The 13780-nt window shown below is 70.0% G+C and carries 14 protein-coding genes; 10 read left to right on the top strand and 4 right to left on the bottom strand.

From position 1 onward, the window contains the following. Positions 1 to 8: 8 nt before the first annotated feature. Positions 9 to 1016: an alpha/beta hydrolase gene (locus tag ACX9TP_RS28915; RefSeq protein ID WP_482973861.1), complete on the top strand. Its 1008-nt coding sequence runs from the start codon at positions 9 to 11 to the stop codon at positions 1014 to 1016. A gap of 31 nt (positions 1017 to 1047) precedes the next feature. Here ACX9TP_RS28915 and ACX9TP_RS28910 read toward each other — a convergent pair whose 3' ends face one another. Continuing rightward, positions 1048 to 1803: a hypothetical protein gene (locus tag ACX9TP_RS28910; RefSeq protein ID WP_482973860.1), complete on the bottom strand. Its 756-nt coding sequence runs from the start codon at positions 1801 to 1803 to the stop codon at positions 1048 to 1050. A 340-nt stretch (positions 1804 to 2143) separates the two neighbouring features. Between ACX9TP_RS28910 and kdd the strand changes: the two genes are divergently transcribed. Beyond that, positions 2144 to 3175 (top strand): L-erythro-3,5-diaminohexanoate dehydrogenase, encoded by a 1032-nt coding sequence (gene kdd / locus ACX9TP_RS28905; RefSeq protein ID WP_482973859.1) that lies wholly within the window; start codon positions 2144 to 2146, stop codon positions 3173 to 3175. Between the two features lie 106 nt (positions 3176 to 3281). Here the strand turns inward: kdd and ACX9TP_RS28900 are convergent, their stop codons facing one another. Both ACX9TP_RS28900 and ACX9TP_RS28895 read right to left on the bottom strand, forming a co-directional pair. Continuing rightward, a complete protein-coding gene (locus ACX9TP_RS28900; RefSeq protein WP_482973858.1) occupies positions 3282 to 3893 on the bottom strand; it encodes an ankyrin repeat domain-containing protein in 612 nt (203 codons plus the stop codon). A gap of 150 nt (positions 3894 to 4043) precedes the next feature. Continuing rightward, complete coding sequence (locus ACX9TP_RS28895; protein ID WP_482973857.1) at positions 4044 to 5579, bottom strand: catalase; 1536 nt, start codon at positions 5577 to 5579, stop codon at positions 4044 to 4046. A gap of 259 nt (positions 5580 to 5838) precedes the next feature. On the opposite strand from ACX9TP_RS28895, the gene kamD reads away from it, so the two are divergent. The 8 genes from kamD (at position 5839) to ACX9TP_RS28855 (ending at position 12140) form a co-directional block, all read left to right on the top strand. Beyond that, positions 5839 to 7389, top strand: coding sequence for a lysine 5,6-aminomutase subunit alpha (gene kamD, locus ACX9TP_RS28890; RefSeq protein WP_482973856.1), 1551 nt, complete (start codon positions 5839 to 5841; stop codon positions 7387 to 7389). Further along, entirely contained in the window at positions 7386 to 7862 is a 477-nt protein-coding gene (locus ACX9TP_RS28885; RefSeq protein ID WP_482973855.1) for a hypothetical protein, read from the top strand. Before kamD ends, ACX9TP_RS28885 begins: the two co-directional genes overlap by 4 nt. A gap of 4 nt (positions 7863 to 7866) precedes the next feature. After that, a complete protein-coding gene (gene kamE, locus ACX9TP_RS28880; protein ID WP_482973854.1) occupies positions 7867 to 8652 on the top strand; it encodes a lysine 5,6-aminomutase subunit beta in 786 nt (261 codons plus the stop codon). Then, entirely contained in the window at positions 8649 to 9047 is a 399-nt protein-coding gene (kal, locus tag ACX9TP_RS28875; RefSeq protein ID WP_253979786.1) for a 3-aminobutyryl-CoA ammonia lyase, read from the top strand. The genes kamE and kal overlap by 4 nt, the downstream gene beginning before the upstream one ends. Next, entirely contained in the window at positions 9044 to 9871 is an 828-nt protein-coding gene (kce, locus tag ACX9TP_RS28870; protein WP_482973853.1) for a 3-keto-5-aminohexanoate cleavage enzyme, read from the top strand. Before kal ends, kce begins: the two co-directional genes overlap by 4 nt. A 147-nt stretch (positions 9872 to 10018) precedes the next feature. Then, the gene (locus ACX9TP_RS28865) at positions 10019 to 10795 is read left to right on the top strand and encodes an SDR family NAD(P)-dependent oxidoreductase (RefSeq protein ID WP_482973852.1); all 777 of its coding nucleotides are present in this window, start codon (positions 10019 to 10021) and stop codon (positions 10793 to 10795) included. Beyond that, positions 10785 to 11570: a class I SAM-dependent methyltransferase gene (locus ACX9TP_RS28860; protein ID WP_482973851.1), complete on the top strand. Its 786-nt coding sequence runs from the start codon at positions 10785 to 10787 to the stop codon at positions 11568 to 11570. Before ACX9TP_RS28865 ends, ACX9TP_RS28860 begins: the two co-directional genes overlap by 11 nt. Positions 11571 to 11735: 165 nt before the next feature. Continuing rightward, a complete protein-coding gene (locus ACX9TP_RS28855; RefSeq protein ID WP_482973850.1) occupies positions 11736 to 12140 on the top strand; it encodes a hypothetical protein in 405 nt (134 codons plus the stop codon). A gap of 24 nt (positions 12141 to 12164) precedes the next feature. Here ACX9TP_RS28855 and ACX9TP_RS28850 read toward each other — a convergent pair whose 3' ends face one another. Beyond that, positions 12165 to 13721: a ChaN family lipoprotein gene (locus ACX9TP_RS28850; RefSeq protein WP_482973849.1), complete on the bottom strand. Its 1557-nt coding sequence runs from the start codon at positions 13719 to 13721 to the stop codon at positions 12165 to 12167. Between the last annotated feature and the right edge of the window lie 59 nt (positions 13722 to 13780).

The following is a 13780-nucleotide window of genomic DNA, read 5'->3' as shown; positions in this document are numbered from 1 at the left end:
GGCAACTCATGAAGGGACAGCTGGAGACGCGCGAGCTTCAATCGCCCGCGCTGGAGGCCAACCCGCTGGGCGACCCGGCCCGGCGCAAGCTCACCGTGTACCTGCCGCCGGGCTACGGCGAGGGAGACCGGCGCTACCCCGTCGTCTACTTCCTGCACGCCTTCGGCAACAGCGGCGGCACGTGGACGAACGCCGCGGGCTTCGGCCCCACCGTGCCCGAGCGGATGGACGCGCTCATCGAGTCCGGCGCGCTGCCCCCCGCCATCGGCGTGTTCCCCGACGGGTGGACCTCGCTCGGCGGCAGCCAGTGGGTGAACAGCGACGCCATTGGCCGCTACCGCGACTACCTGGCCAAGGACGTGCTGGGCTTCGTGGACCGCACGTACCGCACGCTGCCCAAGGCGGCCTCGCGCGCGGTGGTGGGCCACAGCTCCGGCGGCTACGGCGCGCTCGTCATGGGCCGCTACCACCCGGAGCTCTTCTCGCACCTGGGCGCGCACGCGGCGGACTCGTATTTCGAGTACTGCTACCTGCCGGACCTGCCCAAGGCGGCGGCCTCGCTGCTGAAGTCGGGCGGCGTGGACGCGTGGCACGGGGAGTTCCGCAAGCGCGTGCGCGAGACGAAGATGCGCGGCGACGACTTCCCGGTGGTGAACACGCTGGCGATGGCGGCCGCGTACTCGCCGAAGAAGGGCGAGCCGCTGAACGTGGAGCTGCCCTTCGACGCGCAGACGGGCCGCATCAAGCTGGATGTGTGGAACCGCTGGCTGGTGCACGACCCGGTGCGCTTCGTGCCCAAGTTCCTGGACTCGTTCCGCAAGCTCAAGACGGTGTTCCTCGACTGCGGCACCCGCGACGAGTTCAACATCCGCTGGGGCACGCGCATGCTCGCGGAGGACCTCAAGGGCGCCGGCGTCGAGCTGGTGCACGAGGAGTTCGAGGACGGGCACTCCGGCGTGTCCTACCGCTTCGAGCGCTCGCTGGCGGTGCTGGTGCCGAAGCTGGCGCGGGACTGAGCCGTCCGCGCGGAGGCGGGGCGCACGGGCTTCAGCACCCGTGCGACGGGTAGTTGGCGGGCCAGAGGAGCAGCACGCCCTGGTCGTCCACCAGTCGCACCCAGGCGCGATGCTGGACCTGCTGGCTTTCCTCGTCGAACGCGAGCACCTCCGCGAAGTTCCCCTCGCGTCTGCCGAGGCTGACGCGCTCATAGTGCAGGGAGACGTACACTTCGCTCGCGTCATCCCGGGGCTCCTCGCGGAAGACGAGGGGCGGCTGGTCCTTGCGGCGGAGCTCGTCGAACTCGACGCCCCTGTCCTCGAAGGCCTCCATCGTGCGCAGGCTCTCGATGGTGACCCACACCGCCTTCTCATCGTCCGCTCCGCCATCGCGGAGCCAGCCCTTCTTCCCGGTCCGGATGTCGAGGATGACGTGGGCGTACTGGACGGACACGCCGTGCTCGTTGGCGCGCTCGTGCGCGAAGGCGGGGTAGCAATCATCCTGCGAACCACTGGGGTCGCCCCAGCGGCTCAGCGGCGCCGTCTTCGCGCGCGGGATGGAACCGGCCGGCTGGAAGCCGAGGCTCCGGCGCTCGTACAGGGGCACGTCGGACACGCCGTTCAGGGGGAAGGTGGCGCAGACCACGTGCGTGACGCCACGCAGGTGGGCGTCGGGAATGTCGGTGCGCTGCACGAAGTCCTCCGGGGAGATGAGGTCGGCACCGGCACGGCCCGACAGCGGGAGGAGCGCCAGGGTGAGGGCGCTCGCGAGGAGGACCCGGGCGCGGAAGGTGGGGTGGAAGTCCATGCCGGCCCTCACTGCATCGCCCGGGCCAGTCCGTGCGGTACGGCGATTCCCTCGGAACCTCGCGGCCTTGGCGGGAGGAGTGGACTGCCACCGTGGCTGGCGGGCCACGGGGAGTGTGGCAGTGGCGCCGGACGGCCAATGTGGGATGGAAAAGGGGCGGAGTCACGTGGCGCTGGCCCGTGCCCGGGAAGGGCGGCGGCCCGGGGCCGAACGGCCACTCCGGGACGGAAGGGGGCGGGGTGGGGTGACGTGGTGCTGGCCTTTGCCCGGTGGGAGCGGGTAGACGCAGCACCGTGCGCGCCTCGCGGCATGGCGCTCGGACCTTCAGGGAGACGGGAACATGGGCATCGACCTCTACGGGCTGTCTCGCGTCGTCGGAGAGACTGGCGTGCTGCCGCAGCGCGCGCGGAAGCTGGACCCCTCGCTGCCATGCCGCGAGGCGGAAATGCTCATCGACGTGGAGAGCCTCAACATCGACGCGGCCTCCTTCAAGCAGATCAAGGGCGAGGTGGGCGGGGACCCGGCGCGCATCGGCGCGCGCATCCAGGAAATCGTCCGCGAGCGGGGGAAGATGCAGAACCCCGTGACGGGCTCGGGCGGCATGTTGATTGGCCGTGTGAAGGAGCTGGGCCCACAGCACCCCGCGCGCGAGCTGCTCAAGGTGGGCGACCGCATCGCCACGCTGGTGAGCCTCACGCTGACGCCGCTGGTGATTGAAGAGGTGAAGGCGGTGCACGCGGACATCGACCGCGTGGACATCCGGGGGCACGCGCTGCTGTTCGCCAGCGGCATCTACGCGAAGCTGCCGTCGGACATGCCGGACACGCTGGCCCTGGCGGCGCTGGACGTCTGCGGGGCGCCCGCGCTGGTGGCGCGGCACGTGCGGCCGGGGATGACGGTGGCGGTGCTGGGCGCGGGCAAGAGCGGCGCGCTGTGTCTGGCACAGGCCCGGCGCAACCTGGAGAGCCGAGGCAAGCTGATTGCCCTGGACGTGTCGCAGGGGGCGCTCGACATGCTGTCGTCCATTGGCCTGTGTGACGTGGCGCTGAAGGTGGACGCGACGCAGGGCGTGGACGTGATGGAGGCGGTGGGCCGGGCCACGGGCGGCCAGCTCTGCGACCTGGTGGTCAACTGCGCCAGTGTGGGCAACACGGAGATGGCCACCATCCTGTCCGTGAAGGACGGCGGCACGGCCATCTTCTTCTCCATGGCCACCAGCTTCACCGCCGCGGCGCTGGGCGCGGAGGGCGTGGGCAAGGACGTCACCATGGTGGTGGGCAACGGCTACGTGCCCAACCACGCCGCGCTGACGCTCGATTTGCTGCGCACCGAGCCGGCGCTGCTCCAGCTCTTCGCCACCCGGTACGTCTGAGGCGTCGGTCTCCGCCTGGACGCGGCGCACGGCGGTACGGGACTCCACGCGGAGCACCGCCGCGACCGATGGAGGGGCGTGCGCCCCATCCTGGAGCCACGACGCCTCACCGCGCCGATGCGGAGGGCTCCGAAGGTGCGGGCGCAACGGGTGCAGCGGGCGCCTGCGTCGCCGCCCAGTCCTGTGCGGACCGGCCGCTCGCATCGCGCACCTCGGGTGACGCGCCCTGCTTGCGCAATTGCTCCACCACCTCCTTGCGGCCGAAGAGGGAGGCGAACATCAGCGCCGTCTGGCCGAAGCGGTTGGTCTGGTCCACCGCGCACTGCTGCTGGTTGAGCAGCCCGACGATGTCCGCATAGCCCTTGAAGGCCGCGCCCATCAGCGCGGTGTTGCCGCGGTTGTCGCCCGCGCAGGCATCCGCGCCCGCGGCGAGCAGCGCGCGCACCGTGTCCGTGTGGCCGTGGTACGCGGCGAGGATGAGCGGCGAGAAGCCCCGCGCATCGCGGGCCTCCACGGGCGTGCCGGCCTTGATGAGCCCGGTGACGACCTCCACGTCCCCGGCGCGAGCGGCCTCGAGCAGGTAGCGCTCCGCCTCGCTCGTGGCCAGCAGCCGGCCCTGGGGCGCGGGCGCCGAGCGGAGGGACAGCCACGACGCGGTGAGCACCGCGCACACCAGCACCACCAGACCGAGCGTTCCGAGCAGCAGCTTGCGAACCATGGAGTCCTCCAGAAGTCGCGCTCCACGTGAGAGAGAGCCGGGATGAGGCTTACCCGGGTGTGTCCACCACGGCCCTCTCTCAGGCAGAGCAGCGGGAAACAGCGGGCCCCGGCCGGAACAGCGCGCCGGGGCCCGGTACGTCAGGGACGTTCAGCGAGACGCCAGCGGAGCCACGGCCGCCTTCGCGTCGTCCACCTTCACGCCCACCAGCTTCGCCAGGCGCGTGCCGTAGTCGGCGTTGGCCATGAAGAAGTGCCCCACCATGCGGGCCTTCACGCGCGCATCCTTCACCTGGCCCAGGTCCGCGGCGATGTTCTTCACCAGCCGCTCCTTCGCCGCCGCGTCGAGCGCGGAGTAGAAGGCGCCCGCCTGGGAGAAGTTGTCCGTCTTCTCGATGCCGCGCTGCTGCGTCGTCCCGTTCAGCGGAGCGCTCGACAGCAGGTAGGGCTGCGCGTCCTGCGTCTCACGGGTGACGCTCGGCTCGTAGTTCACATCCGACTTCGTGTTGGCGAAGTTCATCGAGCCCGCCTGGCTGTTGTTGTTCACCGGGGCCTTGGCGCGGTTGACGGGCAGCGACTGGTAGTTGGCGCCGATGCGGTAGCGCTGCGTGTCCGCGTAGGAGAAGAGGCGGCCCTGCAGCAGCCGGTCCTCGGAGGGCTCGATGCCCGGGGGCATGACGCCGGGGGAGAACGCCGCCTGCTCGGTCTCCTCGAAGAAGTTGTCCGGCATCTTGTTCAGCGTGAACTTCCCCAGCTTGACGGCGGGCACCTTGTCCTCGGGCCACACCTTCGTCGCGTCGAGTGGGTCGAAGCTGAACTTCTCCAGGTCCTTCGGGTCCAGCACCTGCACCGACAGCTCCCACGAGGGGAGCTTCCCGGCGCCGATGGAGGCGTACAGGTCCGTGGTGGAGTGCTGGAAGTCCTGCGCGACGGTGCGGGCGACCTCCTCGGGGGTGTTGAGGCCCTTCACGCCCTGCTGCGAGGCCCAGTTGAACTTGACGTACTTGTACTCGCCCTTCGCGTTGACGAACTTGAACGAGTGCACGCCGTGCCCGTTCATCTGCCGGTAGCTCGCCGGGATGCCCAGGTCCGAGTACACCTGCGTGAGCATGTGGGTCGACTCGGGCTGGTGCGAGAAGAAGTCGAAGAAGCGATTCGGGTCCTGCTTGTTCGTAATCGGCGACGGCTTGAGCGAGTGCACCATGTCCGGGAACTTGATGGCGTCCCGGATGAAGAAGACGGGCAGGTTGTTGCCCACCAGGTCCCAGTTGCCCTCGTCCGTGTAGAACTTCAGCGCGAAGCCACGAGGGTCTCTCAGCGTCTCCGGCGAGCCCGACGGGTGGATGACCGTGGAGAAGCGCACGAACATCGGCGTCTTCTTGCCCTTGGCGGAGAAGATGGACGCGCGGGTGAGGTGGGAGAAGTTGTCGTAGCTCTCGAAGGTGCCGTAGGCGCCGGTGCCACGCGCGTGGACGACGCGCTCGGGGATGCGCTCACGGTCGAACCGGGCCAGCTTCTCGATGAGGTGGAAGTCCTCCAGCAGCACGCCGCCGCGCGGGCCGGCCGTCTTGGAGCTCTGATTGGTCCCCACCGGGGAGCCGGAGTCGGTGGTGAGAGGGGGCGGTGTCTCGGCCAGGGCCGGACCGCCAAGCAGGGTCGCCGTCAGCAGCAGGGAGCGGAATTGCACGGGGTCTTCCTCGTTGTCGGGGTGAGACGCCGCGCTCCACAGCACGGCCCGTGCCGAGTGCGCACCCTCAGTGTTATCAATGGCTTGAAATCAATTTTGAGCCCAATCCACCCAAATGCCGGTGATTCACCGGCCCCTCGGTGAGGCTTCACACCGCTCAGCCGGTGCACGCGCTCAGAACCGATAATGCGGTGCGCCAGGGGCGCTGCGGGTGCGCTTCGCCGCTTCCGGTGGGCGCTTGGGCGGGTAAGGTGCGCGCATGCCAGGCCCGTTCATTGAAGACGCGCAGATCGACCACGCGCGCAAGCTGGCGGAGGAGATCGTCAACCCGATCTTCGACCTCATCCGCCGCAACACCACCGTATCCACCGAGCGCACCGTGCTGCGCTTCTTCGGCATCTCCGGAGCAGGCGCGCGCGGCGTGCCGCTCGCCAACCTGATGGTCGACAAGCTCAAGGCCGCCGGGGTGCTCAACAAGGGCGCCGCCTACTGGTACGGCCGCGCGCTGCACCTGGGCGCCAAGAGCCCGCTGGAGGCCGTGGAGAAGCTCACGGCGCTGCCCACGGACAAGCTCGGTACGCTGCCGCCCGAGCAGGAGCAGAACCTGCGCGAGGAGGTCCGCGCCGAGGCCCGCGCCGCGATGGAGGACATGAAGTCCCGCATCGCCCAGCGCGAGGAGCTCCGCAAGCAGTTCCCCATGTCGCCCGCGCCGCACAAGTACGTCATCGTCGCCACGGGCAACATCTATGACGACGTGGACCAGGCCCGGGCCGCCGCCCAGGCCGGCGCGGACGTCATCGCCGTCATCCGGTCCACCGCGCAGTCGCTCTTGGACTACGTGCCCCACGGCGCCACCACCGAGGGCTACGGCGGCACGTACGCCACCCAGGAGAACTTCCGCATCATGCGCGAGGCCCTGGACGAGGAGAGCCGCAAGCTCAAGCGCTACATCCAGCTCACCAACTACTCGTCCGGCCTGTGCATGTCGGAGATCGCCTTCTGCGCGGCCTACGAGAAGCTGGACATGCTCCTCAACGACGCGATGTACGGAATCCTCTTCCGCGACATCAACATGCGGCGCACCTTCATCGACCAGTATTTCAGCCGCCGCATCTGCGCCATGGCCGGCATCATCATCAACACCGGCGAGGACAACTACATCACCACCGCGGACGCGTACGACGCGGCCCACACCGTCATCGCCAGCCAGTTCATCAACGAGTGCTTCGCCAAGCGCGCGGGCCTCAAGGACTGGCAGCTGGGCATCGGCCACTCGTACGAAATCGACCCGTACCGCGACGACACGCTGCTCCTGGAGCTGTCGCAGGCCATGCTGGTGCGCCGCTGCTTCCCGGACGCGCCGCTGAAGTACATGCCGCCCACCAAGCACAAGGAGACGGACATCTTCTTCAGCCACGCGTACGACGTGATGGCGGACCTGGTGGCCATCTGGACGCGGCAGGGCATCCAGCTGCTCGGCATGATGACCGAGGCCATGCACACGCCGCTCCTGGCGGACCGCTACGTGGCGCTCAAGTCCGCGTCCTACATCCACCGCGCCGCGCGCGGCATCGACGAGGAGTTCACCGTCCGCGAGGATGGGAAGATCGCCAACCGGGCCCGCGAGGTGTTCGGCCAGGCGATGAAGCTCCTGCAGGAGTGCCGTGACGAGGGCATGGTGGCGGCCATCGGCAAGGGCCACTTCGGCGACGTGAAGCGCGAAGAGACTGGCGGCAAGGGCCTGGATGGAGTGCTGGAGAAGGCCCCGGATTACTTCAACCCGTTCCTGGAACTCCTGGAGGCTGCGTGATGCTGGGTACGATTCTCGCCGTGGTGGTGGCTGCTGGTGGCTCCGCGGATGCACTGGCGCAGTTCCAGGTGAAGAACGTGTCCCTCCAGGTGCCGGCGGCCTGGACCCGCTCGACGGAGGACGGCACGAACAAGTTCTCCGCGCCCAGCGGTGACGCCTACTTCCTGGTGGACGTGGGCGCGGTGCAGACCGCGGGCATGAAGGCCGACACGTGCGTGGACAAGATCGTCAAGTCCATTGGCGGCGCCAACTGGGCGCGCATGAAGGTGGGCGGGCAGCCGGCGGCGAAGCGGCTGGACACGGACACCGCGCCCTCCGGCGGGGCGGTGGACACGGTGACGTACGTCGGATGTGACGGCCGCACCACCTGGTCCGTCGTCTTCTACCTGGAGCAGGGGAAGAAGGAGCGGTTCGGTCCGCTGGCGGAGAAGGTGGGCACCAGCGTGAAGCTGCAGCGGTTCGGGGGGAAATGAGCCGATGGTGAAGCCGAGCAAGCAGATCATCCGTCCCTACGGCGACCGGCGCGACGACGGCGTGGTGCAGCTGTCGTTCACCCTGCCGGTGCCGCTGTCGGAAAAGGCCAAGGAGGCCGCCGCCGTCTTCGCGAAGAAGATGGGGTTCTCCGACGTGAAGGTGGCCGCCGCCGAGCGCGCCGCGGACAACTACACGTTCTTCGTCATCTACGCCCGCTCGGGCATGTACCTGGACTACGCCGAAATCGACGTGCCCGAGGTCATCGTCAAGAAGATGTCCTTCGACGACCTCAACGCCTTCATCAAGGAGAAGGTGGGCCGGCGCATCGTCGTGTTCGGGGCCTGCACGGGCACGGACACGCACACGGTGGGCATCGACGCCATCCTGAACATGAAGGGCTACGCGGGCGACTACGGCCTGGAGCGCTACCCCGGCTTCGAGGCGTACAACCTGGGCAGCCAGGTGCCCAACGAGGACCTCATCAAGAAGGCGCTGGCGAAGAACGCCGACGCGATTCTCGTGAGCCAGGTCGTCACGCAGCGCGACGTGCACAAGGACAACTCGCGCCAGTTCATCGACGCGGCGAAGGCGGCGGGCATCCACGGCAAGGTCCAGCTGCTCCTGGGCGGGCCTCGCGTGGACCACAAGCTGGCGCTGGAGCTGGGCTTCGACGCCGGCTTCGGCCCGGGCACCAAGCCGTCGGACGTGGCCAACTACATCGTCCATGCGCTCCTGAAGAAGGAAGGCAAGGAGCCGCACGGCATGCACTACCAGGGAGAGCCCAAGTGAGCACGGGGACCAAGGCCATCATCCGCCTGCGCATGAGCAGCCACGACGCGCACTACGGCGGCAACCTGGTGGACGGCGCGCGCATGCTGGGCCTCTTCGGCGACGTGGCCACGGAGCTGTGCATCCGCAGCGACGGCGACGAGGGGCTGTTCCGCGCCTACGACTCGGTGGAGTTCCTCGCGCCCGTGTACGCCGGGGACTTCATCGAGGCGGAAGGGGAGATTGTCAGCGCGGGCAACACGTCGCGGAAGATGCGCTTCGAGGCGCGCAAGGTCATCCGGCCGCGCCCGGACGTGAACGATTCGGCGGCGGACCTGTTGCAGGAGCCGGTGGTGGTGTGCCGTGCTTCGGGCACCTGCGTGGTTCCCAAGGACAAGCAGCGAGGCCAGCGATGAGCACTCCCATGGTCATCACCGCGGCGATGGTGGGCGCGGAGACGACGCGCGAGCAGACGCCGCACCTGCCGATTACGGCCGAGGAGATTGCCGAGGACGCCGTGCGCTGCCGCGAGGCCGGCGCCGCCATGGTGCACATCCACGTGCGCACGGCGGATGGCAAGCCCTCGCAGGACGCGGAGCTGTTTCGCGCCGCCATCCGCGCCATCCGCAAGCGTACGGACGTGCTCATCCAGACGTCCACGGGCGGCGCGGTGGGCATGACGGTGGACGAGCGCTGCGGCCCGCTGACGCTCACCGGGGCGGACAGGCCGGACATGGCCACGCTGACCACCGGCACGGTGAACTTCGGCGAGGACGTGTTCTGGAACCCGCGCTCGCTCGTGCGGGACATCGCGAAGCGCATCCGCGCGCTCGGCCTGCGGCCGGAGCTGGAGTGCTTCGACGTGGGCATGATTGACGAGGCCCGCTACCTGGCGAAGGAGGGGCTGGTGGACCTGCCGGCGCACTTCGACTTCGTGCTGGGCGTGCCGGGCACGCTGCAGCCCCGGCCCGAGGTGCTGGACTTCATGATTGCCTCGCTGCCGGAGGGCTCCACCTGGACGGTGGCGGGCGTGGGCCGGCACCAGCTGCCCTACGTGGACGAGGCGGCGAAGCGCGGCGGCAACGCGCGTGTGGGCCTGGAGGACAACATCTACATGTCCAAGGGCGTGCTCGCGAAGGGCAACTGGGAGCTGGTCGCCGAGGCCGCCAGGCGCGCCCGGGCGAACGGCCGCGAGCCGGCCACGCCCGAGCAGGCCCGCAAGCTGCTGCGCCTCACCTGAGCCGCGCTCGGACCCGGGCCACAGCCGGCCCGGGTCCTCACCTCGAATCATCGTCAGGAGCCACGGTCCCGCTCGCGTTGGAGCTCCCGGACACGCCACGGGTGTGCCCGGCTCCAGCGCACGCGGGGCTCACGGAAGGACTAGCGAATGGACACGGAGCTGAAGGGAAGGGGCGTACTCGTCACGGGCGGCGCGGGGGGCATCGGCACGGCGTTGACTCGCGCCTTCGCCGAGGAGGGCGCGAAGGTGGCGGTGCACTACCACTCCAACGGGACGGGAGCGGAGGCGCTGGCGCGCGAGGTGGGCGGCGCGGCGGTGCGCGCGGACCTGACGGTGGAGGCGGACGTGGACGCGCTGGTGCCCGCGGCGCTGTCCGCGCTGGGGCGGCTGGACGTGCTGGTGTGCAACGCGGGCGTATGGCCGAAGCCCGACGAGCCGGTGTGGCAGATGTCGCTGGAGCGCTGGCGCCGCACGCTGGCGGAGAACCTGGACAGCGTGTTCCTGAGCTGCCGTGCCTTCCTGCGGCACGTGGCCACCACGGGCACCGGCAACATCGTCATCATCAGCTCCACGGCGGGGCTGTTCGGCGAGGCGGGGCACTCGGACTACGCGGCCGCGAAGGGCGCGCTGGCGGGCGGCTTCGTCAAGAGCCTGAAGAACGAGCTGGGACGCATTGCCCCGCTGGGCCGCGTCAACGTGGTGTGCCCGGGGTGGACGGCGGTGGAGCGGCACGGCGACAAGATGAACGACCCGGCCTTCGTGAAGCGGGTGACGCGCACCATGCCGCTGCGCAAGGTTGGTCAGCCGGAGGACGTGGCGCGCGTCGTGGTGTCGCTCGCCTCGGACCGAATCTCCGGCCACGTCACGGGCGAGGTCATCACCGTGGCTGGTGGCATGGAAGGACGGGTGCTGCATGACACTTGACGTCGACGTGAGGCAATACAACCGCGAGGCGTGGAACCGGCAGGTGGCGAAGGGGGACCGGTGGACGATACCGGTGGGCCCGGAAGTCATCGCCGCGGCGCGGCGTGGGGAGTGGAGCGTGGTGCTCACCCCCAACAAGCCCGTGCCGCGCGCGTGGTTCGGGGACCTGAAGGGCCGGGACGTGCTGTGCCTGGCGGGTGCGGGCGGGCAGCAGGCGCCGGTCTTCGCCGCGGCCGGGGCGCGGGTGACGGTGCTGGACAACTCGCCGGCGCAGCTCGGGCAGGACCGCCTGGTGGCCGAGCGTGATGGCCTGGAGCTGCGGCTGGTGGAGGGCGACATGCGCGACCTGTCCACCTTCGCGGACGCCAGCTTCGACCTCGTCTTCCACCCGTGCTCCAACTGCTTCGTGGACGCCATCCGCCCCGTGTGGCGCGAGGCGTACCGCGTGCTGCGCCCCGGAGGCGCGCTGCTGTCCGGCATCTGCAACCCGGTCATCTACCTGTTCGACCCGGCGCTGGAGCAGCAGGGCGTCATGCAGCTCAAGTACAAGATGCCGTACTCGGACTTCACCAGCCTCACGGACGAGGAGCGCGCCCGGTACAAGGACGAGCCCCTCGTCTTCGCGCACTCGCTGGAGGACCAGCTCGGCGGTCAGACGGACGCGGGCTTCGCCATCACCGGCCTCTTCGAGGACAAGCACGTTTCCGGCGACAAGCTGTCCGACTACCTCTCCGGCTTCATCGCCACGCGCGCGGTGAAGCCCGTGACGCGATAGGCCGGAGGGCGGGAGGGCGGGCTCCGGCGTCACTCTCGGAGCCCGTCTTCTTCCGGCCCAGGACGGGGCGGATTTAACCTTTTGCCGGGCGCGGGGTTCCTACAGGCAGGAGACGACGGGAGGCTGGAGTCCCGGCGTCGTCGTGAACCCGAGGAGAACCCCATCATGCGTCTGACGTCTGCCCTGCGGTCCGCTGTCGTTGCGTCGCTGCTGTTCGCCGTTCCGGTGCTGGCCGCCGAGTCCACGCCCACGCAGGCCCCCGCGGAGCAGGGCCGCCACGAGGGCCGGGACCACAAGCGCCACAAGCACGGGGGGCGGTTCTTCCACCTGGAGAAGCGGCTGGACCGGGCGGTGGCCGAGGGGCGTCTCACCCAGGCCCAGGCCGACCAGTTCAAGACCGAGGGCAAGCAGCTCCGCGAGGAGATGAAGGCCCAGCGCGAGGCGGCGGGTGGTCAGCTCACCGAGGAGCAGCGCATGCAGATGAAGGACAAGATGAAGGCCTTCAAGGCGAAGGTGAAGAGCGTCGTCAAGCCGAAGGACGGCCAGTCCGCGCCCACGCAGAAGCTGTAGCCCCACGCGCGCCGAAGTCCCGGCTCAGGCGCCCAGGCGCCCGGTCCACGTGAAGTAGGCGCCGCGCGGGTCCTCGAACGGGTCTCGGAAGAGCGCCTGCACCTCGGCCTTCGCCACGCTGCCCGCGTCGAAGGCCTGGTACAGCCTGTCGCCCAGCAGGTACCCCAGCGCGTGGCTGACGCCGTGGAAGAGCCGGTCCTTGCGCAGGGGGAGGAGCTTCACGGCCTCCTCCGGCCCTTCGGTCTCCGCGGCCTTGTGCGCGAGCACGAAGGCGGCAATCTGCCGCTCCACGCCCCGGCCTTCGCCGAAGCGCTTGGCCCACTCGGCCAGCCCCGGACACGTGCGCCGCGGATTGACCAGCTTCGAGCCGAAGAAGCCCAGCGCCTCTTCCAGGCAGCGCGCGTAGAAGGCCTCGGACGCGCGGCGCGGCGCCTCCATGGCGTCGCCCACCGCGCAGTGCCGGACGAAGTGCGCGGCTTCCTCCGCCGCGTGGTTCAGCGACATCGACGCGAGGTACGCCGTGCGCGCCCGGGGGATGTAGCCGCTCTCCCGCGACAGGATGTGCCGCCGCAGCTGCGCCAGTTCCGCGTGCGTGAAGCGCCCGCGCCGCTGGATGCGCGCCAGCACGTCGCCGTCCGCCGCCGTCGCCACGTCCACCGAGTCCAGCGCCCGCACCACCGGGACGCCCGCCAGCCGTCCAATCAGCGAGGACATCTCCCGGAACCGCTCCGCGGCGCTCCGGTCCATCAGCGGCGCGTCGCCGGCCTCCGCCTCCAGGTAGTCCAGGAAGCTCTGCTGGCACACGACGGGGGAGGCGTTCAGCAGGCACAGCGCGCCGTCCGCGAGCTCCACCGCCTCCGCCGCGCCCACGCGCCCCTCGCGCGCCAGCCGCCACCAGACGCCTTCCGCGTTCTGGTACACGGCGAGGCCCCGCCGCGAGTCCGCGCCGAGCGCGCGCTCCACCTGCGCCGGCAGGTGGCAGGGCGCCACGTGGTACTGGCCCACCAGCACCATGACCAGCGGACGGTCCTCGGCCCGGGCCGCGCGAGCGATGCGCTCGGCCGCGTAGGCGTCCCGCAGCGCCAGCGAGCGCTCGCCCTGCGCGCGCCGGTCGATGCCCACCACCTCCAGCTTGTGCCGCCGTGCGAAGGCGAGCACCGCGCGCGTGCCCGTGGCCGAGCCGAAGCCGTTGCCGCTCGCGGAGAGCCCCAGCCGCTCCAGCAGCGCGCGCTCCGGCATCCGGCCCGCGCGCCACGCGTCCAGCGCGGCCTGGTGGCGGCCCTCCACGCACTCGAGCGCGAGCACGACGCGGCGGCCCGAGGCGAGCGCGCGCTCCACCAGCGTCAGGTACGTCTGCTGCGCGAGCGGGAGCGTGTGGTAGTCGCCGACGTACACCACGTCCGCGGCCTGCACCTGCTGGTGCACGGACGGCAGCGTGACGATGCGCCGGTAGCCGGCGGTACGCCGCCGGTAGCGCGCCTCGTAGGCGCGGAAGGCTTCGGTCTGACCGTCCACCACCCGGGCGAGCTGCGCCCTCTGGCGGCGGAACAGTGCGAGGTGCAAGGCCAGCGAGTCGCGCATGGAGTGCGCAGATCCCTCGCACGGCACTGGAGGCCCGGCAAAAAAACGGCCCTCAGTAA

The organism is Pyxidicoccus sp. M15, from assembly GCF_056858435.1.
The sequence above is the reverse complement of the archived record's forward strand: the minus strand, read 5'-3'. Positions and strand labels throughout refer to the sequence as shown.